Below are 24,205 nucleotides of genomic sequence, written 5' to 3'. Positions count from 1 at the left end.
ACTTATTTCTGGTTGTAAATTGCAGCAAATTCTTTAGCATAATCGGCTAATTTTGTTTGTCCCATTACTGCAGGTTTGTTTTTGATATAATCCGCGGCAAGTAAACCATTATAAAGTCCGGCGTACATTTCGACCAAACCTTCGGCGATTTTTGGCTGCATTCCCACATTTACCAATCCGTTTAAGGTTTCTTCATCAGTAGTTAAAACCCATTTTAAATCCGGTTTTCCTATTGCATTTCCTAAAATTTGCGCTGTTTCATGACCTGTAAGTTCTTCGCTTGAAACATAACGAACTTTTTTCCCGTCAAGCGGAGTAACGATTTCATCTGCAATGGCAAGTGCAATATCATTGGGAGAAACCCACGGAATCATTCTGTCGGCACCATAATTTGCTGCAATAATTCCCTGTGATTTAATTAGCGGAATATAAGCCAGCAAATTATAAAAGAAAGAAGTTGGACGCATAAAGGTAATCGAAACATCGAGTAGATTCAAAACGGCTTCGATTTCATTATAACGCTGAATAATTCCTGAATTCTTTTCTAAATGCGCGCCAATACTGCTCAAAAACACCACACGTTTCACGCCTGATTTTGTGATAGCTTCGGCATAATTATTTCCAATTGTACGTGTAAAAGCATCTAAATCCAAATTAGGATCAAAATAATTCGCACGCGGAATCATGCAATAAACCGCATCTGCTCCCGTAAATGCCTGTGTCAAAAATGCCACATCTTCCACCGAACCAATCGTCGCCGAGGCTCCTAAAGTTTCAATTTCAGCTTGTTTGTCGTTGCTGCTGCTAATGACCGTAACTTCATGTCCGTTTTGTACTAAGTCCTGCGCTAACGGTTTGCTAATGTTCCCTAAAGAACCTGTAATTGTAATTTTCATTTGTATGTGTTTTTATTAATACAAAGTTGCGCAACATTCAAAGAACAGATTTAGCCAAAACTATTATTGTCGTAGCCAAAAGCAATAGATTATTAATCTTTAGATTTTTTTGGATTTATTTTTTGGAGCAGTAATTTTATTTTCAAATGACCTTTTGTCCCGCTGTTCGCTTTAATCTTTTGCTTTTTAAAGAAAAAAGCAAAAGGATTTCCGCTTCCATCGGGGCTGGATTAGAGGTTTAGTTTTTAAGATGTAAGGGGTTTGGGTTTACGTTGTGTTTTTAAACTCGACAGCTTTTTAAAACCTGTCGGGTTTGTCGTGCGGATGAAGCAAATCAAATTTTAGAATTTAAGATTTTGTAGTAATATTTTTTAGATTTATTTTATTAAATCCATTCTGCTAATTTTTTGATCTTTAATTTCAAAAATAACGACTTGTTCCGTTCTTTCGTTGCTTCCGTTTCGACCGTAAATGTATTCGTGAACGATTACTTTATTATCAAAATGTATAGTCTTTATAATCTCGGCGCGAAGATTTGGTGAATTTTCGAATAATGTAATAAACATTTTTTCACATTCTTTTATTCCATCAATTGCGATTGAGTTATCATTGAAATTAATAATCCTGATGTTGTCGCTAAATAAAGGCATCATATTATTTATGTTTCTATTGTCAAAAGCTGACATTTGAGCATCGATAATTTCTTCTATAGTCATTTATATTAGTTTTTTATTTTAAACCCGACAGGTTTTAAAACCTGTCGGGTTTGGCGTGCGTAAACGTTTAGTTTTTAAAATTATTCAATTCTTTTTATCACATTATCAAGATCTTCGACAACTAATTTAAAGATGAGTTTATTGTCAGGAAAATCCTTTTGCATATCATTTCTTAAAGCGACAAAATATTGGTAAGAGTTTAAATCGGTTTTAATAGATTCATTGCATGAAATAGCTATTTCGTAGTTGTTATCGATTTTTTCTAAGTAAACATATTTAGTTACTGCGTCGTCAAAAAAAGTTCCTTTTTCAAATGATTTTGCAATTTTATCCACTTCTTTTTCATTGATATTAGTTGTATAAGCGATCTCATGATTCATAACGCCATATGTTTTTGTTGATTCGGCGATTCTTCCGTTTGCGGCTTCATTGGCAAAACCAAGACCTACCAACACACCAACTGTAATAAAACAGCCAATAAGCGAAATTCCTATTGTGCGCCACCAATTAAACTCCAGACCGCCATTTTGTATGTGCTCATTTATTTTTTGCTCCTGAAAATGTTTTGTCAAATAACCGGCAATTATCATATAAATAACCGGAAATATCGCATTTGGAATATTTATATTTTCCGGAATCAGAAAGATCAAACCAAAAATAAAAATCGAAGCAAGTATCGTAATAATCCACGTTTTTTTAACTTTATCAAAATCATTAAAAGTTTTAAAATTTTCGGCAATAAAATAACCTGCAACTAATGGGCCTCCTAAAAAAGTTCCAACCCTAATTGCTTTTTCAGAATAAATTTTTCCTGTTGGTATTTCTTCAAAAACTGATTTTTCAAGTAATGCTTCTTCCATAATATAGTTTGATTTACTGAACGAAAATACAAATTAAAACCACAATAGTAACATGATTCTTTCATGTAAAAGGAATGTTCTAAACCCGACAGGTTTTGAAAACTTGTTGTACTTACTGAACATTAATAAGTATCTCCAAAAAAAATACTGCAATCTTGTCTTTCTGTATAAAGTTAATTGTTATTTTTAACGACCTATCCAAATTCAACTTACCAATGAACAAAACATTTATCGCGACAGTATTGCTGTTAACCGTTTCTTTTTCTGTTTTTGCGCAACTTAAAACGCCATCAGAATTTATTCCCAATTACGGTAAACAAATCAGTTATTACCATCAGGTCGAAGATTATTTCAATTATCTTACGGAGCAATCTCAATCGATCAAAAAGCAGAAATACGGCGCAACAAACGAGCAACGTGATTTAAATGTCTATTATATTTCGACTCCTGAAAATCTGGCAAATCTGGAACAAATTCGCAATAATAATTTGGCATCAATTGGATTATCAGATAAAAAAAATACAGCCGTTGAAGATAAAATTATAGTCTGGCTGAGTTTCAACGTTCACGGAAATGAATTTGCCGGAACCGAAAGTGCTTTGACAGTGGCGTACGAATTGTTGAATCCATCAAACGAAGTGACAAAACAATGGTTGAAAAACACCATCGTAATTCTCGATCCGTGTATTAATCCTGACGGATATTCACGATACGGAAACTGGCTAAGAGAAGTTACAGGCAAAAAAACACATCCGGGTTTGTATGACAGAGAACACATGGAAGTCTGGCCAGGCGGAAGATACAATCACTATTTGTTTGATTTGAACAGAGATTGGGCGTGGCAAACTCAAATAGAAACGCAGCAACGCATCAAATTGTACAATCAATGGATGCCTCAGGTTCATACTGATGTTCACGAAATGAGTTATAATTCGCCATATTTTTTCCCTCCGGCGGCAGAACCTTTGCATGAATTTATAGAGCAATATCAAAAGGATTTTTATAATGTACTGGGTAAAAATATCTCAGAGAAATTCGACAAGCAAAACTGGATGTACACCACCAGAGAACGATTTGATTTGTTTTATCCAAGTTACGGCGACACTTATCCTACCTATAATGGTGCAGTTGGCTTAACGCTGGAACAAGGCGGAATAGGAGCTGGGCGTGAAGTAACCATGGAAAATGGTGCAAATGTTACCATAAAAGACAGATTAACGCATCACGCAACAGCAGTTTTAACGGTGGTAGAAAGTGCCGCTTCGCAAAAAGAGGTTTTGTTAAAAGGTTTCAGGGATTTTCATACCAATGCCAGAATAAAAGCAAAAGGCGTTTACAATACCTATGTTTTGAAAAGCAATCCTAAACTGGAACAATTAACCGAAATGCTGAAGAAAAACGACATTGAATTTGCTTACGCAGATGCATCGGCAAACGGATCAGGTTTTCATTACCAAACAAAGAAAAATGAAAGTTTCAAGATTGAACCCAATGATTTAATTATAAAAGCCGATCAGCCGAGGTCAGTTTTGGCGCAGGTTTTATTTGAACCCAATCAAAAATTAAATGATAGTTTATCCTATGATATTACGGCTTGGGCTTTGCCATTAGCGTATGGAGTTGAAGGTTATGCGGTTAAAAATACGCTGCAAATAAAAACAAAAGCGAAGATCGAAATTCCGGAAAAAACGGTTCCTGCAAGTGTTTATGCTTTTTACGTTCCGTGGAATAGCAGAATCTCGGCTCAGGTAGTTTCATTATTGCATCAGGCGGGAATAAAAGTGCGTTCGGCAATGAAAAAAGCTGTTTTTGGAACGGTTGCGGTTGAACCGGGCGGATTAATTATAAGCCGTGGCGATAACCCAAAAATTGCCGATTTTGAAAAAACAGTCAGCGATATCGTCAAAATAAAAACCGATTACAGTTTTATAACTACAGGATTTTCGACCAATTCTAAAGATATTGGCGGAGAGAATTTCACATTGCTAAAAGCACCAAAAATTTTAATGCTTTCAGGAAAAGGAGTTGTTTCGACTGAGTTTGGCGCGACCTGGTATTATCTTGACGAAACGGTTAGTTATCCGGTAAGTATTGTGGAAACAGCGAATTTTAATCGCGTTAAATTATACAATTACAATACCTTAATACTTTCTGACGGAAGTTATGACTTATCTGAAGATCAAAAAAAGCAAATTGACGAATGGATCAAAAATGGCGGAAAAGTAATTGCAATGAGCAATGCTATTTCGTTATTTCAGGATCGCGCCGGTTATGCTTTGAGTTTGTTTGCAAGCAAGGAAGACAAAGAAAAGTCTGAAAAAGAAGATAGCGAAACCGAACTTAAAAAACGTTTTCTTGATTTTGAAGGTTCAGAACGTCGAGGAATTTCAGGTTCTATTCCGGGTGCGATTATCGAGAATAAACTGGACAAAACCTATCCAATGGCTTTTGGTTTAGGCAACACGTATTTTAGCCTTAAAAGCAACGAAAGATCATTTTCATTATTAAAAAATGCCATCAATGTAGCGTATATTCCAAAAGATTATGTGAGTTATGGCTTTATTGGAAACGACATCAAGAAAAAGCTAAATGAAACTGTGAGTTTTGCCGTAGATAAACGTGGCGATGGCGTCGTGATCTACATGATGGACAACCCGCTTTTTAGAGGTTTCTGGGAAAACGGAATCCTGTTATTCAGCAATTCTCTGTTTTTAGTGAATTAATAAAAATGCCAAATTCCATTCACAGAAAAATGGAATTTGGCATTTTAAATATTACATTTTTTATTTTCAGGAGCAGAAAAAATTAGGTTCACAAGACCTTTTGTCCCGCTGTACACTATATCTTTTCCTTGCTAAAGAAGCAAGAAAAAGGATGCCGTTTCCATCGGGGCTATTCTACAGCTTTATGATTTAAAAGATTTTAGAACGCAGCAGGATTTATTTTTTCATATTCTGCTGTATAGCAATCAAAACATTCATCGCGTAAATACAATTTTTCGCCTTTGATTTCATACGATTGAACTCTGTCAATATCATTGGCAACTGCACCTGTTGGAGTTACAATCATCTTTCTAATCCCGCCAAAAATTGATTTTTTTGTTTGAATAGAATACGTGTGAGTGCTCACTAAATTTGAATTGATATAGGTTTTCAATGTAGTGTCAGAAAATTCTAAAACTGTTTGCTGATCTGTGGTTATCGGAAACGTTGAACCCGTAATACCGCCGGAAGCGCCAATAAAGATCCAACTGCCTTTTAAATTATTTACAGATGATTCTTTGTCATCGTTATTACAAGAAACAAATAAAACAACGGCGATTAACACAAACAATTTTTTCATGGTTTAAATTTTTTTACATTGGTTTATTTAAAAGATGCAAGTTTTGTTAAATGGTTGCGTTGTAATTGATTAAAGTTTTAAAATTTGTTTTATATTTTATTGCATGTTAAAAATAATGACATCACTGAATCTTTCTATTTCTTCGATGATATATAAACTATCGTTGAAATATTCCATATCAAAATCATCGTCTCCCCAGACTTCAAATCGTTTGCTACAGGTTTCTAATTTTGCTTTATCAAATGAGTTCTCATTCCAGTCAAACTTATGTTCTGCGGCAATTTCAAGCGCTTCTTCGTTCACATACGCTTCTTCTGAAAATGCAATGTATAAACGATAATCATCTTCAAAGACAAGATTGATTTGGTTGCTTTCAAGTACAATTGCAGGTTTGTTTTCGGTTACGGGTTCATAAAAAGCGTCTAAATTATTTTTTAAAGCAATGAGATTCGCATCTGAATTTGGTGCTATAAATGCTAAGTATGAGTAATAAGTATTTGCCATTATTGAATTGATCTTTTAGGTATTTGGAATTTTTATATTGTAAAATTAATTGTGAAGATTTATAGGTTTACTTTATATTTTCTGATAACTCAAATAAGATATAATCTCCGTTTGTAGATGGTCCTCTTTCTTGATCTATAAAACCTTTTCGTCTGTAAAATGCAACGGCTTTTGTATTATTCTCTAAACATTTTAAAGTTATTGGGAATTTAGTTTTTTCAATTGCGGCTTTTAATAATTGAGTTCCAACGCCTTTGCCATGATGTTTTTTATCAACATATAAATGATGAATGAAATTATTTGGCATCCATATCGAAATAAAACCAATAACAACATTATCAATATTGGCAACTAAAACTTCTTCGCCATGAATTTCCTTATCAAAATCTTTTAATTGATAATTTGATGTGTCAAGCCACGAAAATGTTGATTTTCTTTCGTTTAAAAACAGGTTTCTTAAAGCGTCGTAATCGGTGTTTTTTATTGGTGAAATTTCCATTTTATTGATCGTGGTAAACAAGATTACTATTTGTATTGTCAGGATAAAAGTAGCTTATTTATTTATCAGTTTTCAATGTCGTTTCCATTATAATGGGAAAATTCCAATATCCTTTTTTTATTTTTATTTCGGCAAAATTATAGGTGTTTATTTTCTTGAAATCGCAGTTGTGAATGTTGATTTCTCTTTCGGTTCCTTCAATGTTTACGGTGATACTATTAGGAGATCTTTTATAGCTTTCGTGTTTTGCAATAATAGGCGAAACTATTTTATATTCTTTGGTGGTCGATAAATATTCGTTTGCAATCAAAAAAACGGTGCATGAAATAGAACCGTAGATTAAAAGAATCAATGAAAAATGTTCGAGTATTTTAAAGTTTTTACCTTCCTTTTTTTTCTCGTAATTATAAAATAAAAATCCAAAAGCAAGACCGGAAATGATGTAGAAATAAAGTACAAATTCAAATTTTATAATAATGAAGTTGTTGTATTGTCTGGTGAGGTAAATAAATGAAAGCAGGGAAAGTGGAATTGAAAGCACTTTGATAATAAAAACGATTAGTTCTTTTTTTGTGCTTAGGTTTATTTTGTTTTTTCGGTGTCGGCGACTCATAATGCTGGAATAATATTAAAATTAAATAGGAATAATTAAAGGTTTAATTTTATTAAAACTCCTTTTCGTTTGATCAGGTTTTTATAATCCCATTGTATTTCCTGCGCTTTTTTGAGCCATCGTTCTAAGTCTGTAGTATTGATTTGTGTGGGTGAAGTATAACGGAATTCGGCTGCTTTGAAGGAACCTTCGTTGATGAGGTTTTCTTCGTCAAAGGATTGTCCGCTCCAGAAAAGTAAACGAACGTTGTTTTTTAATTTGCTGTAACCTACAATTGGATTTCCGTCCAGAAACCAAACCGGATGTGCGTGCCAGATTTTATTTTCGGCATTTGGTACATTTTTATTGATTATTGTGGCTAACTGATCGCAGATTTCTTTATCTGCAGAGGTTTGTAAATTATTGTATTCTGATATTTCTGCATTCATAATAATAACATTTTTTTATTTGTAACTAATTGAATGTGTAGGTTTTGATTTTTAATGTTATGCTAAAATAATCTTTTTTTGTGAGAATATTTAAATAGCAAAATGATATTATTTTGAAAATCTGAGTTTGCGTAAGGGATTCAGTTGGACCTAACGGAGTAAAAAAAATATCCCGGAGAGATTACATTTATATACTGGTTGATTTTACCGCAAAGCCCGCAAAGTTTTTATAGTAGAGTCTGTTGAAAAACACAAAGTTCACAAAGCGTTGTGTTGACCTGGCTTTGTTTACTTTGTGTTTATCCAATCCTCTTTGGTCAAAAAATCTTCGCTTGCTTCGTGGTAATTTAAGTCTTAACAATATTTAATTCCTAACGGAGTAAAAAAAAATATCACGAAGAGATTATAAATATATACTGGGTGATTTTACCGCAAAGCCACAAAGTTTTTTATAGTAGCGTCTGTTGAAAAACACCAAGTTCACAAAGCTTTGTATTGACATAGCTTTGTGAACTTGGTGTTTATATCCATTCTCTTTGGTAAAAAATCTTCGCGTGCTTTGTGGTAATTTTTTTCTCTCTACAGGTTTTGAGATTAATACTTTTTTTTTGATAATTAAAGCAATTAAAGTAATTAGCGATAAGATTAAATGTGCCGTTAGGCACTAAATATTGGTAAATAATATAGATCATAAATACGTTAGCGTGCCGTAGGTACGCAACAAAATAATGATTACTGCGTACCTACGGAACGCTATATTTATTTGGATTCATGTTAACAACAATATTTAGTGATAAACTGCACAAATTATAGCCTTTCAAATCTTGATGGACATAATGTTCTATGTTTTTTTATACTAAAATGCAATTATTTTCTGGTTAGATCTGTAATTAATAAAGGATTATTTTCTTTTAGTTTATTTACTAAATCTTGTGCGGTTTCGGGGTTTTCTTTTAAATGATCGAATTCGGCAGTAGTGATTCCTACGATTTGTAAAAAAGTAACTTCGCCATGTGGAGTTTGTATTTTTTCTATTTCAGGATCTGCTACAATTATTAAAGCCGTAATATCAGTTTCTGTATCCAACCTGATTGGTCCGTTTGCGGGCATATAATGAAACTCTTCAAACCAGTTTCCGCTATCAAATACATACTTGGCAATGTTTTGCAAAAGTGCAATTACCCAACTTGGATTTCCGTTATCGGCCTCAAATGGTTTTAGTCGAAAAGTGAGTTCAAATCCCCATTTACTAAATTCGCTTTCCAGTTTTGTTTCGTCATAATACAACTCCGAAAATCCGTAGGTTATAAAATGATAATGATCTGTTTGCTTTTTGCTTTCGTAAATACTTACGCCATCAAGCGGATTTTCCCCGCCTAACATATAACTTATTGCGGGCGCAAAATGTTTGGGTTCCTGATTGGGATAAAGTGTATCGAATTCTTTATCGATTGATAACCAACCAACAGCGTCGTCTTCTGAAAATTGTTTTTTGTATTCGTCTAATGTCATGTTTTTAGGATTAAAGATGATATTATAAATTTAAAACTTTTTTTAAATTGACCTAAATAAAATCTGCTGCTCATTTTTAAAACAAAAAAAATCCGATACATTTTCATCTATCGGATTTTTGTTTTTAGATTTTATTCTAATTTATAACGGAATTACTTTTCCTGTATGTACATCGTATAACATGGGAACGACTTTTATTTTGTGCTCTTTTATAATAGGATTGTCCTGAATTAGTTTTAATGAATGTTTGATATTGGCATCAATAGCACCTAAATAATTTGTTGCTTTTGGTGTTGTTTTATCGGCTTCGATTTCTTCATTTTCTAAAGATATCGTTTCAACAATGTTATCAATATGATTAAAATGTTTTTTGTAAGCGCCGTCTTTATCATTGATATAAGCTTTAATCGCGCCACATTCTGTATGACCTAAAACGACGATTAATTTTGTGTCCAGATGTTCTACGGCATATTCGATGCTTCCCATATCAATATCTGAAATTAAATTTCCGGCATTGCGGATGACGAATAAATCGCCAATTCCCTGATCAAAAACAATTTCGGGAGAAACTCTGCTATCAGAACATGTTATGATTACGGCAAACGGTTTTTGGCTATCCTGATTGGCTAAAACAGATTTTTTGTTTTGATGTGGATGAATTGTTTTTTCGGATATAAAACGCTGATTACCAGAATTTAGTTTTTCTATTGGATTTGAACTTTTATTTACTTCTGCGTCTATCATTTTTTTCTCGTGATGTTTTTTACAACTAACAATAGAAAAAATTATAAGTATTAGGATTGCAATTTTTGTTTTCATTTTTCGAAATATTTAATTGGTATTTGTTTGACGTTCTGTTTTGATTTTAGAACTCTGCAAAATTATTTTGCTTTTGCTCTAAAATGTGCCACAAGAAGTCTTTTTTATATCAATTAATGGTATTTCTGAATGTGTTGAATGTTGAGGTTAAATTAGTTACGAAGTTTTTTGTGTATTCGCCGGTTGTGTCTAAATCCGGATCAAGAATTGTTATTTCAAGTCCGCTAAGTTTATTGCTTTGAAATAAAAAGGAGGTAAGTTTGTTGAATTCCTCATAAGTAAGACCGTCCGGAGTTCGACTGTCTACGCACGGCATTATGGAATCGTTGAGAACGTCAACATCAATATGAAGCCAAAAACCGTCATGATTTTTGGTTTCAACTTCCTGAAGAAAAGATTTTACACAGTTTAAAACACCTTTTTTCCTCAATTCATGAAGGCTTAAATAGGTGGCAGAAGAGTTTCTGATTTCATTTTCGTATTGATCATCGTATTCACGATTTCCTACACACCAAAGATTTTCCTCTTTAATATAAGGCGATAAATTAAGAATATTGGTCAGTTTTTCATGTCCGTTTCCTGTTACTATTGAAGCTGCCATTCCGCCAACGCCGCCGGTTTCAGATAATGAAATATCCATGAAATCTGTATGTCCGTCAAGATAAAATAATCCGTAATTGCCTTTTTGTTTTAATGCAATTGCTGTTCCTAAAAGTATGCTGCAATCTCCGCCAAGGATAAACGGAAATTTATTTTGAGTAAGTAAATTGTTGATTAAATACGCTTGTTCTCTGGCATATTCAACTAATGAATTTGCGTTGAGAATTTGCGTTTCAACATCTTTAATATTAGAGTATTTTGGTGGATCCAGCCTGATGATATTGTTTGAAATAGCTTTGTGCAAATTGTGTTTCCAGAACCAGTCAGGCAAGTTTTTTACGCCAGGTTCTTTGCCGGGTTGAGGTTCTTTTAAACCTAAATTTGACGGAAATTCAACAATGCATATTTCTTTCATAACTTTTAGATTTGGTTATAAAGTTATTAAATTTTAGTTGAAGATATCGTTTCTATTCTTTTTCGATTGTTATGGTCAGCTTATTTTGCTGTTGTTTTACGCTTATCATTTGCCCTTCGTTAAAGCCAAATTTTTTGAGCCATTTACCTTCCAGTTTTATTATCGGAATTTTTGTGCTGCCATATTCACCTTTAAATTTTGTATGGATTTTTAGTTTTCTTGAATCTTTCATTGTCTAAGTCTTTTAGCTTCTATCCCAATATCATTATGTTAAGCTTTGTTTGTAATTATAAGTAATTCAAAGCAAAAGTTGAAATGTGCCGTCAGGCACTAAATATTGGTAGTTAATATACATTAGAAGTATGTTGGCGTGCCGTAGGTACGCAACAAATGACAACTATTGCGTACCTACGGCACGCTATATTATTCCATTTCATATTAACTACCAATATTTAGTGCCTAACGGCACAAATAGTAAGTTTTCAAATCGTAATTGTCATGAAATAATATAATTGTCGATTCTATGCTGTTTCACATCTAAAATCTAAAATATTAAATCTTTTTTATCCTTTTTTTTTAATGACATTAGCTTCTATCCCTGATGAAGCAAATTTCAGACAAATAAATAAGAATGTTGTCATCTAATAATATGACAAGTGCATTTTTTAAAATTTAAAACAATTTATAGGTTGCTAATTGTTTGTTTTTAAAGTGTTTATATTTATGTGACAATTTATAAAAACTCATTTTTTCACTTCCTTAAATTAAACCCTATTTTATTACTTTAAAAACTTTTAAGGTATAAAAGATGATTTCTTAAGATATTTCTTTGTTAAAATTTTTAACATGAAGAAATATCTTATTTTTATGCTTGTTGGTCTTGCCTCTTGTAGTGAGGACAATAGTTCATCTGAAATTATTCAGCACAATGAGGCCAACTTTACTTTATCGAAAAGTACTGAACGTGCGGTTTGGAACAATATTCAAGTAGGAGAAGGGTTAAAATTTGACGTCAAAATCAAAGACTTCGATTCTTCTGCAGATGTAGTTTATGTTCTAAAACCAATTACTATAAATGCTACTGCGCATCAACAAAATAAAGTTGACTATAATTTTCAGGAAGAAATAAAAACACCTTCAATAAATATGTCTTCGTCTGTGAAAGACAGTATTCTTGTGAAAAAAACACGAGACAGCATTATTATTACAAAAGCCAATTCTTCGTTTTTTATTTCGGTTTTAAAACCGGGAAATTTCGTGCATCAATACGAGCTTCGCAAGATGCAATTGAACAAATATGTTGCAGGATCTTCACAGGAAATGCTATTTTCTGCAGTAAAAATTGATGTTTACACCCGTAATCAACAAACGGATAATGCTACTATGTTTTCGAACTCAAAGCACAGTCGTTATTATGAATTTACGATTGACCATGGAGATCAAACTAACGACACTTACTTAACAAACAACGATTCTAGCAAAAATACTTATACAGCATTTTATAATGGTGAAAAGTATGATGGAGATATTGCTGTAAATACTGTATTGACATTTAGTAAAAAAGTAAATACTGAAAAAGGTGCGCAAATAGTGCCTGACTGGATATTAGCTGAACTTAAAATTACGCAAAAAAGAAATAGTGGACCTGATAACATTATTTCATATAACAATTTGAATATTAAACAGAAATAATAATTTTTTAAAGTAACTATCATGAAAAACCAAATGAAAAAAAATCTAATTTTTGCTCTCGCCTTTAGTACCTTACTATTTACTGCTTGTAGTAGTGATGATAAAAATGATGATACCAGCGGGAGTTTAGAAAATTTACAGCCTGTAGTTTTTGCAACGAAACCGGATAATGTAATAAGCTCTAAAAAAACCGGATTACAGGAACTAAATCCTACAACGGGTAATAACGAATATGTTTATTTGACCGAAGTTGAAAAACAAACTACGCTTTCGCCTTTGTCAATTATAAACGAAGCTAATCTGGATGTAATTTATCCGGGAAGTATTTTGCGTGGCTCCAGTTTTATGAATGCGGTTTATGATCCGTTAGTTCTTAAAAACGCTTTTAAACCTGTTGTGCTATCCATGTCTTTAAGAGGGGATTTATCTGTTAGTGCACAAACTTTACCTATTCCTAGTGAAGTAAATACAGTTATAAATGGATTAGTAAGTAAAAATAAGGGACTAATTGATTACAATGCTGTGCCAACATATTACGAATATCAAAGTGATGAAATTACAACCGAAAATAGTTTTAAAAAAGCACTTGATGCGCATTTAAATGTAAACGTATTGGGCGGTATGGTGAAAGCAAATTTTGGTTATACGCAAAATAGCGGCGCAAGCACTACTAAAAATTATGTAATGGTAAAAGTGAGACAACGCTTGTATAGTATGACTATTGATCCAAAATATTATACAGACTGGATTGATGGAGATATCAATATGAATAATTTTGGAACTCATGAGCCTGTATATGTTAGCAATGTTGATTATGGCAGAGTTGCTTATATATTAATCGAAACTAATAAAGATGAATCTTATAACAATATGATGGTTAAGGCATCTGTAGGTGTGGCATTAAAAGTTGTTGACATTGGTGTTGATGTAAGTTATTCTGAAGAGTTTAAAAAATTATTTGCCCAAAATAAGGTAAAGATTATGATTGTAGGCGGACCTTTAGCTTTAGGAGGTAAAGTGACGGATTACAATAGTTTTGTAAGTTTTTTACAAGCTCCAAGTTCTTCGGATCTTGTTTCGTCATCTGCTCCAATATCATACAAAATACGCAGGTTAAAAGATAATACTGAGGTTGAAGTTAAAGATATGTACAGTGAACAATTTAAAGAGTTAAAAGCAAACTAATACGTTAATTCATTTTAAAAAAAGTCCGATTTGCGAAGGCAAACCGGACTTTTTTATTGTTATTCATTTTTTATTGGATTCAACTTATTTAACACATAGATTTCTTATTGTATTAAAAAAAAATAATATTATTCAAGTACTGGAATTACGTGATTCCATTTTAGTTCTTTGGCAAAATCCAAAGGCGTTTTATCGTTGTAGGTTTTGGCATTTTTATCTGCGCCGGATTCTAATAATACTTTTACAATTGTGCTGTTTCCTGCAATTGCTTCGCGGTGTAAAAATGTATATCCCAGTTCATCTTGTGCCGTAAGTTCGTTTGGGTTTGATTTTACAAATTCAAGAAGACTTTCCTTCATGTTGATGCTCATTGGGTGTTCGATTAAATTTTCGGGATTTTCTTTTTGCTCATAAGCAAGGAGAATGTCATTGTAATCTCCAAAATTTAATCCCCAGGCAGCGTCGTGTTCTTGTCTTTCGGTTTCGCTCATTTCAGATCGCATGGCCTGAATTGTAAAACCTCCGTAAGTTTTGTCCTGAGTTACAAATAACCAGTCGCTTATTTGGTTTGACGGAATCTCCACATAATCACCATTAGCTACATTTGTTAATTCGTCAGGATCATTTACTAATATTCCTTTTATTTTTTCGCCATCAAAATTAATGTCGTTAATCCACATATGTTCAACAATGGTATCATTATTTATTTCTTGTGTAAATGCTAGTTTTACGCAGGCAACATCAAGAGCAGGAACAATTCGGCGATATTCCCATGATAATTCTCTCCAGAAATATTTAAAAGTTTCCTGTGCTTTTTTAAATGCGTCAATCATTTTTGGACTTTCTCCGTCGGCAAAAAATATGGGTGTATTTTCCATGGCTTATATTTTTATAATAATTATTTTCATATAAGTAAATATAATTTTTTTACTACAAACAGAAAAGCAATTTTGACTGATTTATGAATGTTTTACGAAGATAACAGGTCAAAAAAAATCCGACTTGCTTTCACAAATCGGATTTTTTAAATTGAAAATTATATATAACCTGTAAAAATGCAGGAATCTGCGTTTCTACAAATATGTTTTACAAGTGAATTACTTCGCCGTAAGCATCGGCTACAGCTTCCATAACTGCCTCGCTCATTGTTGGGTGTGGGTGAATAGATTTTAGGATTTCATGACCTGTAGTTTCCAGTTTACGTGCTACAACTGCTTCAGCAATCATATCTGTAACACCTGCACCAATCATGTGACATCCTAACCATTCTCCGTATTTAGCATCAAAGATTACTTTTACGAATCCGTCAGACGCACCAGCTGCTTTTGCTTTTCCTGAAGCAGAAAATGGGAATTTACCAATTTTTAATTCGTATCCTTTTTCTTTAGCTTGTTTTTCTGTTAACCCTACAGATGCAATTTCCGGAGTTGCATAAGTACAACCAGGAACGTTTCCGTAATCGATTGGGTCTACATGTAAACCAGCAATTTTTTCAACACAATTAATTCCTTCTGCCGATGCTACGTGAGCTAAAGCTTGTCCGGGAGTAACGTCTCCAATTGCGTAATATCCGGGAATATTAGTTTGGTTGTAAGCGTTTACTAAGATTTTATCTCTGTCAACAGCAATTCCAACTTCTTCCAGACCTATGTTTTCAATGTTAGTTTTGATTCCAACTGCCGAAAGTACGATGTCAGCTTCAAGAATTTCTTCTCCTTTTGCTGTTTTTACAGTTGCTTTCACGCCAGTTCCTGTAGTATCAATTTTCTCTACAGATGAATTAGTCATGATTTTTACACCTGCTTTTTTCATTGAACGCTCCATTTGTTTCGAAATGTCTTCGTCTTCAACAGGTACAATGTTTGGCATAAATTCTACAATAGTAACTTCAGTTCCCATTGAGTTGTAAAAATGTGCAAATTCAACTCCTATTGCTCCTGAACCTACAATAATCATAGATTTTGGTTGTGTTGGTAATGTCATTGCCTGACGGTAACCTATTACTTTTACGCCATCTTGTGGTAAGTTTGGTAACTCACGAGAGCGAGCTCCGGTAGCAATAATAATATGGTCAGCGCTATATTCAGTTACTTTATTGTCTTTATCTGTAACGTCAAGTTTTTTTCCTGGTTTAAGTTTTCCAAAACCTTCGATAACGTCGATTTTATTTTTTTTCATCAGGAACTGAACTCCTTTGCTCATTCCGTCAGCAACATTACGGCTACGTTGAACTACTGCAGGGAAATCTTTATCAAATTCAGAAACTTTCAAACCGTAGTCAGAAGCGTGCTTTAAGTAATCAAAAACCTGAGCAGATTTTAGTAATGCTTTTGTTGGGATACATCCCCAGTTTAAACATACACCACCTAAATTTTCTTTTTCAACTATAGCTACTTTAAAGCCTAATTGTGAAGCTCTGATAGCTGTTACATATCCGCCGGGACCACTTCCTAAAACAATAACGTCGTATTTCATTTGTTTGGTTTTTAGTATTAAATACCGAAAATGAAGTTTATAATTCCGAAACTCATTTTCCGATTTTTTCTTTTGTTATTTGTGATTGCGAATTTAAGGATTTATTTTAAAAAAATAGTAAGATGTAAAAAAGTAAAAAGGTAAAATGTGAAAATGTGAGAAAAGTAAAAAGGTAAAATGTGAGATCTCTGATTGAATATCCTAAATCTAACATTCTGCTTTTAGTAATTCGTAGTAGTTATGATGTAAAAAAGTAAGATGTGAAAAAGTATGATGTGAAAATGTGAGATGTGAAAAGTAAGATGTGAAAAGTAAGATGTAAAAAGTAAGATGTGAAAGGTAAAAATGTAAAAGTAAAAAAGTAAAAAAGGCAAAATGTGAGATGTTGATTAAATATCGTACATCTCACATTTTACCTTTAACATTTCACAAATAAACAAATAAGCAATTACACCTTAACGTGTCCCCAGTTTTCACCGCTGGCAATACGTCTGATTTGCATTTCGCTTACGCCAAATTGTTTTGCGATCATTTTTAAGCGTGTTGTTTGTTCGGGTCTTGAAAGTATCTTTTTGATTAACATCACTTTTGTAGTGGTTAATTTTCGTCCGTCGGCTTTTAAGTTGTGTTCAATCAGGTTCTTTTTCGCCTGGATCACGCGCGGACTTTTACGACTGTGCGCCATCATTTCGGCTTTTGTAGCCCAGCGTAAATTGTTCACATCGTCATTGCTGCGATTGTAATCTAAATGAAGTACATAAGTCTGTTCTTCAGATGTTTTAGGAATAAAATATTGGGCAACTAATTTGTATAAAAAAAGATATTTATTGACAATTTTATCGTCATTTTTTACCTTAAATCTAAAAGTTGGATAGCCATCACTCAAACCGCCTTTTAGGATACGTCCGTTTTGAATTTCATCAGAAAAGCTTATTAATCGGCCTTTATTTGAAATTGCATATCTAAGTTGCAGTGATGCATTTATTTCTATTTCTTTAAACTGTTCGTTAGGATAAAATCTGTTTTGTGGCATTTTCTTTTACATTTGATTATATATTCTCAAATATAAAAAATTCAAAAACCTTAGATGTTACATAATTTCGCGTAGATCTTACATTTATGATTCCTATAACGCTAATTTAACTTTTTTAAGAAATATTTTAGCATTTGAAAATGGAGTTAGCTACTGAAAATTATGAATTGTAGAGATTTTTATAACATTAGTCGGCTTTGCTCTTATTCTTCCAATGGTTTTAAAAGATATTCGACTGTAGATGTTTAAAAACGAAATCGTATAAGAATCGGAATCCCTGATAAAAATAATGAGGTTCAACTTAATTAAAAGTCAACCCCATTTATTTAAATTACACACTTTACAGGACAGTGTCTTTTGGTTTTCTATATTGAATTTGAAACCGAAGTAATAAGTGTATCAAATCCATTTTACAATATATTAAAACACATTGTCATTTTCTTTAAGAAACAATTAGTTGCAAGGAAGCTCTCTAAAAACCATATGTATAGTACTTTCTTTTTGAATGTTATAATCACATAATGTTCTGCCATCTTCAAGTTGTTTTCCTGCAAATATTAATCTTTGGCAGTCGACTGGAATTCCTTCTTTATCAAATACTTTTTGCTTAATGTTATCAATAGTATCCCAACATTCAGCCTCAATGGTTATGATCTTTCCAGTCAAAGTTTTTATAAAAAGTTGCATGGAGAACGCATTAGCAGAAAAGGCTAAAAATAAAATAATTAGTAATTTTTTTTTCATGGTTTTTGTTTAAGTGATTATTTATTCTTCAAACGTACTTATTTATTTGTAAGAATACAAGTGAAATTATAGGGTTTCGTTAATTCACTTAACCTTAAATATAATGAATGATAGTAATTTTAGCATTTGAGCGTTTGTAAGATTTTGAGCCTAAAGAATATAGGGAATTTTCTTAAAGCTAATTCTACTGTCATATCAAAAAAAAGGGTTCAGCTTTAAAGTCAAACCCTTCTATTTTTAATCTTGCACACTTTTTAGAAGTGTCTTTTGGTTTTCATATTGAATTTGAAACCGAAATAATAAGTGTATCACATCCAGTTTAAAATGTATTTAATATTGTCATCTTTTTTTGAGAAACAATTAATTGCAAGGATTGCTAAGAACCAAAAATATTGTGCTTTCTTTTTGAATGTTATAGTCAGATAATGTTCTGCTGTCTTCAATTTGTATTCCTCCAAATATAAGCCTTTGGCAGTGGACAGGAATTCCTTCTTTGTCGAATATTTTAGACTTAATATTATCAATAGTATCAGAAGGTTCAGCCTCAATGGTTATGGTTTTTCCATTCCCCACAACTTTTATAAAAAGTTGCATGGAGAACGCATTAGCAGAAAAGGCTAAAAATAAAATAATTAGTAATTTTTTTTTCATGGTTTTTGTTTAAATGATTATTTATTCTTCAAACGTACTTATTTATTTGTAAGAATACAAGTGGAATTAAAGGGTTGTGCAAATTCACTTAACCTTAAATATAATGAATGAAAGTAATTTTAGCATTTGAGCGTTTGTAAGATTTTGAGCCTAAAGGATGTAGGGAATTTTCTTAAAGCTAATTCTACTGTCATATCAAAAAAAGGGTTCAAATTTAAAGTCAAACCCTTTTATTTTTAATCTTTACACTTTTTAAAATTGTCTTTTGTTTTCTATATAAAAAAAATATTAATCACATTGATTGCTAATAATCAGATATAGATAGGATTCTTTTTGAATGTTATAATCATTTAAGGTTCTGCCGTCTTCAAGTTGTCTACCTGCAAATATAATCCTTTGGCAATTAACATGAATTCCTTCTTTGTCAAATATTTTTTGCTTTACAGTATCAATAGTGTCAGAACTTTCAACTTCAAGAGTAATAGTTTGTAGAGAACCAACAACTCTCATCATGATTTGCATGGAGAAAGCATTAACCGAAAAGGCTAAAAATAAAACGATAAAAAATAATTTTTTTTTCATAGGTTTTTTTTAAAATGATTATTTGTTTTTCAAACTTACTTATTTATTTGTAAGAATACAAGTAAAATTACGGAGTTATATTGAATTTCATTTTTCCCTAAAAATAATAAAAGATCGTGTTTTTAGTATTTAAATGTTTGTAAGGTTCTAAGGATTAGTAATATAGGAAATTTCGTAAAACTAATTAGCTACTGAAAATTGTGAATCGTATAGGTTTTTGTAATAGCCATCAGTTTTGGTCAATAATTCCTGATGTGTTCCCTGTTCCACAATTAAGCCTTTGTCCATTACCACAATTTTATCAGCATTAACGATTGTTGCTAATCTGTGTGCAATGATTATTGAAGTTCTTCCTTTTGTAATCGTTTCTGTTGCGCGCTGAATCAATTCTTCAGAATAAGTATCAATTGACGACGTGGCTTCATCTAAAATCAAAATGCTAGGATTACTAACATATGATCGTAAAAAAGCGATTAACTGGCGTTGTCCTGACGAAAGCATTACGCCACGTTCTTTAACATCAAAATCATAATTATCAGGCAAGCTCATAATGAAATCGTGCACACCAATTTTTTTGGCGGCATCAAGGACTTTCTCACGCGTAATTTCAGGATTATGCAAAGTGATATTATTGTATATAGTATCGGCAAATAAAAACACATCCTGTAAAACTACTGCAATTTGTTTTCTTAAAGATGCCAAGGTATAATTTTCAATGTTTTGACCGTCAATAAAAATAGTTCCGCTATTGATTTCGTAAAAGCGATTCAGTAAATTAATAATCGTCGACTTTCCTGCGCCTGTAGAACCTACAATAGCGATTGTTTGTCCCGAAGCTACCGATAAATCAATTCCTTTTATCACTTCTTCCTCTGGAATATAACTAAAACGAACGTTAGCAAATTCAATACTTCCGTCGAAAACAGGAGCTTCAAGCGTTCCTGTATCCTGAATATGATCCTGCGTATCAATAATATCAAAAACACGATTAGCAGCAATCATTCCTAATTGCATCTCGTTGAACTTATCCGCAATCTGACGAAGCGGATTAAACAGCATCCCAATAAACATTGTATATGAAAATAAATCTCCAAAAGTCGTGAAGTGATCTCCGTTCAAAATTTTGAATCCGCCATACACCACAACCAATCCTAAAGTAATCGAAGAAATAATATCAGCAATTGGAAAAAATATTGAGTTGTACAAAATCGTTTTAATCCACGCAACTCTATGTTTATTATTGATTTCCTTAAAGTTTTCGGCTTCAATTTTCTCGCGGTTAAAAAGCTGCACAATCTTCATTCCCGTAACACGTTCCTGAACAAACGAGTTCATATTGGCAATTTGCGTACGAACTTCTTCAAAAGCAACCTGCATTTTACGTTGGAAAATTCTGGTAATAAAAACCAAAATTGGCATTGCAACAACTACAATCCAGGTTAATTTCCAATTCATGTAAAACATAAAAATAAGCACCACCAGCATTTTCATCAAGTCGCTTATAATCATAAACAAACCCTGACTGAAAATACGTGCAATAGATTCAATGTCTGATACTGATCTGGTTACCAATTGTCCCACCGGAACCAAATCAAAATATTTCATCCTGAAACTCAAAATATGCTTAAAAAGCTTGGTCCTGATATCCTTCACAATATCCTGACCCAGCCAGTTTGCCCAATACACAAAATAAAACTGAGAGAAAACTTCGCAGATAAGTACAATGCCCATTAAAACGATGTACATCAATAAACCTTCCTTGTCATGGGTCTTGATATAGCCGTCGACCGTTTGCTTTAATAAATAGGGGCGAAGTGCCGCAAAAATCGAAAGGGAAACAGCAAAAAGAATAACGCCGTAATAGCGCCATTTATAAGGTTTAGTATAAGTTAAAATTCGTTTGAATAATCCGGTATCAAATGCTTTTGCTTTCATTATATTTTTTCTATGCTTTAAGCTATAGGCTTTAGGCAATAGGCTTAATGCTTATAGCCTACAGCTTATTGCTATATGTAATCGTAATTAATTTCGGCTAAATATAATCCATGTGCCGGAACCGAAAACCCGGCTTTTTCTCTGCTTTTACTAGCAATGATATTTTCAAAATCACGAAGAGAAATTTTATGTAAACCTATGTTTACCAAAGTTCCCACAATAGAACGAACCATATTGCGTAAAAACCTGTTTGCCGATATGGTAAAAATAAGCTTGCTGTTTTCCTGTTTCCAAAAGGCCTCAAAAATAGTGCAGTCAAAAGTATTGACATCTGTATTTACTTTTGAGAAACACTGGAAATCCTTATGATTCAGTAAGATTCCGGCCGCTTGATTCATCAAATCTACGTCTAATTTTTGGTTAAAATACCAACTCAATTCCTTCAAAAACGGATTTTTAACAGTATTGATGTGGTATTCATACGTTCTTTTTGTCGCGTCAAATCTGCAATGTGCATCATCGTGAACCAAAATAATATCAAAAACAGCAATGTCCTTTGGTAAATACGAATTCAGCTTGTGCACTAAATTCGGAATATCAATAGTATTTTCAAAATCAAAATGACCGTACATTTCCTGCGCATGAACACCCGTATCTGTTCTTCCTGCACCCATTATATTAATAGGAGCATTTAATAAAACCGAAAAAGCTTTGTTTAAAGTTTCCTGAACAGAAGAGGCATTGGGCTGAAATTGCCAGCCATGATAATGTGTTCCGTTATAAGCGAATTGAATAAAATATCTCATTTTAAGGTGCAGAGGTTCTAAGGGCAAAGGTACAAAGGTTTTTTTGAAGTTGCTAAGGTTGTGAGGTGCTAAGATGCTGAGTTTTTCTTTATAGGTTTTTTAAGGTTCAAAGGCTTAGAGGTTCAAAGGAACAAAGGTTCAGAGATTCATAGGGACAATGAATTTTGATATGCCATATCGTAGAGGTGCACAGCAGTGCGTCTCACGTGAGGGAGAGAACCGCCAATTTTTACGCATAGTAAACCAGAGATGTTTTAAAACCTGTCGGGTTTGTCGAACGGATAAAAGGACATGATTTGCCAAACTACAGAACCCAAAAAGGAATAAAACAGCACGTCTCAACAAAAAAACTGAGCATCTTAGCAACTTAGCATCTTAGAACCTTAAAAAAAACCTTTGTACCTTTGAGCCTGCTGAAAAAATCTCAGCAACTTAGAATCTTAGAACTTTCAAAAAAGAATGAAAAAAATCCTCCTCCTTTCAGATACTCACAGTCATATTGATGATACTATCTTAAAATATGTAAATCAGGCCGATGAAGTTTGGCATGCCGGAGATATTGGAGATTTGAATGTTACTGATACAATTAAAAAGCTAAAACCTTTACGTTGTGTTTACGGAAATATCGATGATGCACAAGCACGCTTGGAATTTCCTTTGCACAATAGGTTTGTATGCGAAAATGTTTCTGTTTGGATTACTCATATTGGAGGTTATCCGGGGAAGTATAATCCGGCAATAAGAGAAGAAATGGCTTTGAATCCGCCTAAATTATTCATTTGCGGACATTCACATATCTTAAAAGTAATTTTTGATAAAAAGAAAAATCTATTGCATATGAATCCCGGTGCGGCTGGAAAAAGCGGATTTCATCAGGTACGAACCATGTTGCGATTTGTAATAGATGATGACAAAATAAAAGACCTGGAAATTGTTGAAATAGGAAAGAAATAATTTTATTTAATGCGGTAAAGGGATTTTAATTTTAATCAAAGTTCCTTTATCTGCATTTGATTTAATTTCCAGACTTCCTTTGTATTTTTTAATTCTTGCCCTAATTCGGTTTAAACCAAAACCTTCGGCTTCATTTAATGTTTCGGTTTTAAAACCTTTACCATTATCCTTAATGATCATAATAAGTTGATTCTCTTTTTCATGCAATGAAATTTCTGCTTTTTTTGCGCCACTGTGTTTGATGATATTGCTGAATAATTCTGAAATAATAAAATAAACTTTCATTTCAAATTTTTCACCGTACCGTTTATCAGTTAAAATTCTGCTTGAAAATTCAAATTTTGTATTAGAATTAGAATTTCTTTCGCATAAATCATCCAAGGCATAAATCAAACCAAAACGGACCAAAAGTGACGGTACTAAGTCGTGAGACATATCACGCAAAAGGTCGTGCGCCTCTTGTAAAATAGCTTTTGCTTTCTGGATTTCTTCAGATTTTATATCGTTTTGCGCTGTAAAAGTATTCAAATGCAAACCAACAGATGATAATAAAGAGTTGATGTTATCGTGTAAAAAAGAGGCGATTTTTTTACGTTCTATTTCCTGGGTATCAATTCCTGCGTTGATGATATCAAGGAATATTTTTTGTTTGGTATCTTTTCGCTTAATTTTTTGTTTGAGCTTATTATTCTCATGAAAGTAAAATAGTAAAAAAAATACCATTATAATAAGGACAATACACAAGCTGACAATTTCTCTGCTCTTTAATTGTTCAAAATTTCTAACTTCAGGAAGAGTATTTTTTTGACTTGAATTATTGGATTGTTGTGTGGATACAGCGAATTTTTGCTGACCTGATAAAGTGCTGCTGCTTAAAGAAGATAAAAAAAAGTACCATATGAAAACTTTAATTAAACGCATAAATCAATTTTAATTATTTGAAG

25 protein-coding genes are annotated in these 24,205 nt (G+C 32.8%); 4 read left to right on the top strand and 21 right to left on the bottom strand.

All coding sequences use genetic code 11. The annotated features are described in order from the left end of the window. Positions 1-2: 2 nt before the first annotated feature. From ACHRVX_RS14530 to ACHRVX_RS14520, 3 genes are all read right to left on the bottom strand, one after another. Positions 3-896 carry an NAD(P)H-binding protein gene (locus ACHRVX_RS14530; protein WP_395333421.1) on the bottom strand — a complete coding sequence of 298 codons (894 nt, stop codon included), beginning with the start codon at positions 894-896 and terminating at the stop codon, positions 3-5. A gap of 377 nt (positions 897-1,273) precedes the next feature. After that, positions 1,274-1,612, bottom strand: coding sequence for a nuclear transport factor 2 family protein (locus tag ACHRVX_RS14525; RefSeq protein WP_395333419.1), 339 nt, complete (start codon positions 1,610-1,612; stop codon positions 1,274-1,276). 80 nt (positions 1,613-1,692) lie between these two features. Beyond that, positions 1,693-2,472, bottom strand: coding sequence for a hypothetical protein (locus ACHRVX_RS14520; RefSeq protein WP_395333416.1), 780 nt, complete (start codon positions 2,470-2,472; stop codon positions 1,693-1,695). A 215-nt stretch (positions 2,473-2,687) separates the two neighbouring features. Here ACHRVX_RS14520 and ACHRVX_RS14515 point away from each other — a divergent pair, with 215 nt between their 5' ends. After that, the gene (locus ACHRVX_RS14515) at positions 2,688-5,195 is read left to right on the top strand and encodes a M14 family zinc carboxypeptidase (RefSeq protein ID WP_395333414.1); all 2,508 of its coding nucleotides are present in this window, start codon (positions 2,688-2,690) and stop codon (positions 5,193-5,195) included. Positions 5,196-5,394: 199 nt separating this feature from the next. On the opposite strand, the gene ACHRVX_RS14510 is transcribed toward ACHRVX_RS14515, so the two are convergent. The 9 genes from ACHRVX_RS14510 to ACHRVX_RS14470 all read right to left on the bottom strand — a co-directional run bounded on the left by ACHRVX_RS14510 (position 5,395) and on the right by ACHRVX_RS14470 (position 11,436). Then, entirely contained in the window at positions 5,395-5,814 is a 420-nt protein-coding gene (locus tag ACHRVX_RS14510; protein ID WP_395333412.1) for a hypothetical protein, read from the bottom strand. A 96-nt stretch (positions 5,815-5,910) separates the two neighbouring features. Beyond that, positions 5,911-6,318: a hypothetical protein gene (locus ACHRVX_RS14505; RefSeq protein ID WP_395333410.1), complete on the bottom strand. Its 408-nt coding sequence runs from the start codon at positions 6,316-6,318 to the stop codon at positions 5,911-5,913. Positions 6,319-6,385: 67 nt separating this feature from the next. Next, positions 6,386-6,817, bottom strand: coding sequence for a GNAT family N-acetyltransferase (locus ACHRVX_RS14500; RefSeq protein WP_395333408.1), 432 nt, complete (start codon positions 6,815-6,817; stop codon positions 6,386-6,388). Between the two features lie 58 nt (positions 6,818-6,875). Beyond that, positions 6,876-7,430: a hypothetical protein gene (locus ACHRVX_RS14495; protein WP_395333406.1), complete on the bottom strand. Its 555-nt coding sequence runs from the start codon at positions 7,428-7,430 to the stop codon at positions 6,876-6,878. A 35-nt stretch (positions 7,431-7,465) separates the two neighbouring features. Beyond that, positions 7,466-7,858 carry a DUF1801 domain-containing protein gene (locus ACHRVX_RS14490; protein ID WP_395333404.1) on the bottom strand — a complete coding sequence of 131 codons (393 nt, stop codon included), beginning with the start codon at positions 7,856-7,858 and terminating at the stop codon, positions 7,466-7,468. Positions 7,859-8,725: 867 nt separating this feature from the next. Beyond that, a complete protein-coding gene (locus tag ACHRVX_RS14485; protein ID WP_395333402.1) occupies positions 8,726-9,370 on the bottom strand; it encodes a suppressor of fused domain protein in 645 nt (214 codons plus the stop codon). 141 nt (positions 9,371-9,511) lie between these two features. Beyond that, positions 9,512-10,114, bottom strand: a complete 603-nt coding sequence (locus ACHRVX_RS14480) for a carbonic anhydrase (protein WP_395333400.1) — start codon at positions 10,112-10,114, stop codon at positions 9,512-9,514. Positions 10,115-10,298: 184 nt separating this feature from the next. Continuing rightward, positions 10,299-11,204 carry an arginase family protein gene (locus ACHRVX_RS14475; protein ID WP_395333398.1) on the bottom strand — a complete coding sequence of 302 codons (906 nt, stop codon included), beginning with the start codon at positions 11,202-11,204 and terminating at the stop codon, positions 10,299-10,301. 52 nt (positions 11,205-11,256) lie between these two features. Beyond that, a complete protein-coding gene (locus tag ACHRVX_RS14470; RefSeq protein ID WP_395333396.1) occupies positions 11,257-11,436 on the bottom strand; it encodes a SymE family type I addiction module toxin in 180 nt (59 codons plus the stop codon). Positions 11,437-12,050: 614 nt separating this feature from the next. Here ACHRVX_RS14470 and ACHRVX_RS14465 point away from each other — a divergent pair. Both ACHRVX_RS14465 and ACHRVX_RS14460 read left to right on the top strand, forming a co-directional pair. Further along, the gene (locus ACHRVX_RS14465; protein WP_395333394.1) at positions 12,051-12,896 is read left to right on the top strand and encodes a hypothetical protein; all 846 of its coding nucleotides are present in this window, start codon (positions 12,051-12,053) and stop codon (positions 12,894-12,896) included. A 33-nt stretch (positions 12,897-12,929) separates the two neighbouring features. After that, on the top strand, positions 12,930-14,081 hold the full coding sequence (locus ACHRVX_RS14460; RefSeq protein WP_395333392.1) for a thiol-activated cytolysin family protein: 1,152 nt from the start codon (positions 12,930-12,932) through the stop codon (positions 14,079-14,081). 128 nt (positions 14,082-14,209) lie between these two features. Here the strand turns inward: ACHRVX_RS14460 and ACHRVX_RS14455 are convergent, their stop codons facing one another. The 8 genes from ACHRVX_RS14455 to truA form a co-directional block, all read right to left on the bottom strand. Further along, positions 14,210-14,959 (bottom strand): DUF2314 domain-containing protein, encoded by a 750-nt coding sequence (locus ACHRVX_RS14455; RefSeq protein WP_395333390.1) that lies wholly within the window; start codon positions 14,957-14,959, stop codon positions 14,210-14,212. Positions 14,960-15,167: 208 nt separating this feature from the next. After that, positions 15,168-16,556, bottom strand: coding sequence for a dihydrolipoyl dehydrogenase (lpdA, locus tag ACHRVX_RS14450; protein ID WP_395333388.1), 1,389 nt, complete (start codon positions 16,554-16,556; stop codon positions 15,168-15,170). A gap of 448 nt (positions 16,557-17,004) precedes the next feature. Next, positions 17,005-17,589: an NUMOD4 domain-containing protein gene (locus ACHRVX_RS14445; protein WP_213298848.1), complete on the bottom strand. Its 585-nt coding sequence runs from the start codon at positions 17,587-17,589 to the stop codon at positions 17,005-17,007. 453 nt (positions 17,590-18,042) lie between these two features. Further along, positions 18,043-18,333, bottom strand: coding sequence for a ubiquitin-like protein (locus ACHRVX_RS14440; RefSeq protein ID WP_395333385.1), 291 nt, complete (start codon positions 18,331-18,333; stop codon positions 18,043-18,045). 360 nt (positions 18,334-18,693) lie between these two features. After that, positions 18,694-18,984, bottom strand: a complete 291-nt coding sequence (locus ACHRVX_RS14435; protein ID WP_395333383.1) for a ubiquitin-like protein — start codon at positions 18,982-18,984, stop codon at positions 18,694-18,696. 288 nt (positions 18,985-19,272) lie between these two features. After that, positions 19,273-19,566, bottom strand: a complete 294-nt coding sequence (locus ACHRVX_RS14430) for a ubiquitin-like protein (RefSeq protein WP_395333381.1) — start codon at positions 19,564-19,566, stop codon at positions 19,273-19,275. 180 nt (positions 19,567-19,746) lie between these two features. After that, positions 19,747-21,501: an ABC transporter ATP-binding protein gene (locus tag ACHRVX_RS14425; RefSeq protein ID WP_395333379.1), complete on the bottom strand. Its 1,755-nt coding sequence runs from the start codon at positions 21,499-21,501 to the stop codon at positions 19,747-19,749. Positions 21,502-21,572: 71 nt separating this feature from the next. Further along, positions 21,573-22,307, bottom strand: a complete 735-nt coding sequence (gene truA / locus ACHRVX_RS14420; RefSeq protein ID WP_395333377.1) for a tRNA pseudouridine(38-40) synthase TruA — start codon at positions 22,305-22,307, stop codon at positions 21,573-21,575. A 459-nt stretch (positions 22,308-22,766) separates the two neighbouring features. On the opposite strand from truA, the gene ACHRVX_RS14415 reads away from it, so the two are divergent. Next, positions 22,767-23,261, top strand: coding sequence for a metallophosphoesterase family protein (locus tag ACHRVX_RS14415; RefSeq protein WP_395333375.1), 495 nt, complete (start codon positions 22,767-22,769; stop codon positions 23,259-23,261). A 6-nt stretch (positions 23,262-23,267) separates the two neighbouring features. Here the strand turns inward: ACHRVX_RS14415 and ACHRVX_RS14410 are convergent, their stop codons facing one another. Continuing rightward, complete coding sequence (locus ACHRVX_RS14410) at positions 23,268-24,182, bottom strand: sensor histidine kinase (protein ID WP_395333373.1); 915 nt, start codon at positions 24,180-24,182, stop codon at positions 23,268-23,270. Positions 24,183-24,205 lie beyond the last annotated feature (23 nt).

Origin of the sequence: Flavobacterium sp. FlaQc-47, assembly GCF_044006475.1 — a bacterium.
In the GTDB taxonomy this organism is placed as follows: domain Bacteria; phylum Bacteroidota; class Bacteroidia; order Flavobacteriales; family Flavobacteriaceae; genus Flavobacterium.
This window is presented reverse-complemented; position numbering and strand designations above follow the sequence as displayed.

Coding starts and splice junctions, on each gene's coding strand:
- ACHRVX_RS14530 (WP_395333421.1), bottom strand. CDS start 896: ATGAAAATTACAATTACAGGTTCTTTAGGGAACATTAGCAAACCGTTA.
- ACHRVX_RS14525 (WP_395333419.1), bottom strand. CDS start 1,612: ATGACTATAGAAGAAATTATCGATGCTCAAATGTCAGCTTTTGACAAT.
- ACHRVX_RS14520 (WP_395333416.1), bottom strand. CDS start 2,472: ATGGAAGAAGCATTACTTGAAAAATCAGTTTTTGAAGAAATACCAACA.
- ACHRVX_RS14515 (WP_395333414.1), top strand. CDS start 2,688: ATGAACAAAACATTTATCGCGACAGTATTGCTGTTAACCGTTTCTTTT.
- ACHRVX_RS14510 (WP_395333412.1), bottom strand. CDS start 5,814: ATGAAAAAATTGTTTGTGTTAATCGCCGTTGTTTTATTTGTTTCTTGT.
- ACHRVX_RS14505 (WP_395333410.1), bottom strand. CDS start 6,318: ATGGCAAATACTTATTACTCATACTTAGCATTTATAGCACCAAATTCA.
- ACHRVX_RS14500 (WP_395333408.1), bottom strand. CDS start 6,817: ATGGAAATTTCACCAATAAAAAACACCGATTACGACGCTTTAAGAAAC.
- ACHRVX_RS14495 (WP_395333406.1), bottom strand. CDS start 7,430: ATGAGTCGCCGACACCGAAAAAACAAAATAAACCTAAGCACAAAAAAA.
- ACHRVX_RS14490 (WP_395333404.1), bottom strand. CDS start 7,858: ATGAATGCAGAAATATCAGAATACAATAATTTACAAACCTCTGCAGAT.
- ACHRVX_RS14485 (WP_395333402.1), bottom strand. CDS start 9,370: ATGACATTAGACGAATACAAAAAACAATTTTCAGAAGACGACGCTGTT.
- ACHRVX_RS14480 (WP_395333400.1), bottom strand. CDS start 10,114: ATGATAGACGCAGAAGTAAATAAAAGTTCAAATCCAATAGAAAAACTA.
- ACHRVX_RS14475 (WP_395333398.1), bottom strand. CDS start 11,204: ATGAAAGAAATATGCATTGTTGAATTTCCGTCAAATTTAGGTTTAAAA.
- ACHRVX_RS14470 (WP_395333396.1), bottom strand. CDS start 11,436: ATGAAAGATTCAAGAAAACTAAAAATCCATACAAAATTTAAAGGTGAA.
- ACHRVX_RS14465 (WP_395333394.1), top strand. CDS start 12,051: ATGAAGAAATATCTTATTTTTATGCTTGTTGGTCTTGCCTCTTGTAGT.
- ACHRVX_RS14460 (WP_395333392.1), top strand. CDS start 12,930: ATGAAAAAAAATCTAATTTTTGCTCTCGCCTTTAGTACCTTACTATTT.
- ACHRVX_RS14455 (WP_395333390.1), bottom strand. CDS start 14,959: ATGGAAAATACACCCATATTTTTTGCCGACGGAGAAAGTCCAAAAATG.
- lpdA (WP_395333388.1), bottom strand. CDS start 16,556: ATGAAATACGACGTTATTGTTTTAGGAAGTGGTCCCGGCGGATATGTA.
- ACHRVX_RS14445 (WP_213298848.1), bottom strand. CDS start 17,589: ATGCCACAAAACAGATTTTATCCTAACGAACAGTTTAAAGAAATAGAA.
- ACHRVX_RS14440 (WP_395333385.1), bottom strand. CDS start 18,333: ATGAAAAAAAAATTACTAATTATTTTATTTTTAGCCTTTTCTGCTAAT.
- ACHRVX_RS14435 (WP_395333383.1), bottom strand. CDS start 18,984: ATGAAAAAAAAATTACTAATTATTTTATTTTTAGCCTTTTCTGCTAAT.
- ACHRVX_RS14430 (WP_395333381.1), bottom strand. CDS start 19,566: ATGAAAAAAAAATTATTTTTTATCGTTTTATTTTTAGCCTTTTCGGTT.
- ACHRVX_RS14425 (WP_395333379.1), bottom strand. CDS start 21,501: ATGAAAGCAAAAGCATTTGATACCGGATTATTCAAACGAATTTTAACT.
- truA (WP_395333377.1), bottom strand. CDS start 22,307: ATGAGATATTTTATTCAATTCGCTTATAACGGAACACATTATCATGGC.
- ACHRVX_RS14415 (WP_395333375.1), top strand. CDS start 22,767: ATGAAAAAAATCCTCCTCCTTTCAGATACTCACAGTCATATTGATGAT.
- ACHRVX_RS14410 (WP_395333373.1), bottom strand. CDS start 24,182: ATGCGTTTAATTAAAGTTTTCATATGGTACTTTTTTTTATCTTCTTTA.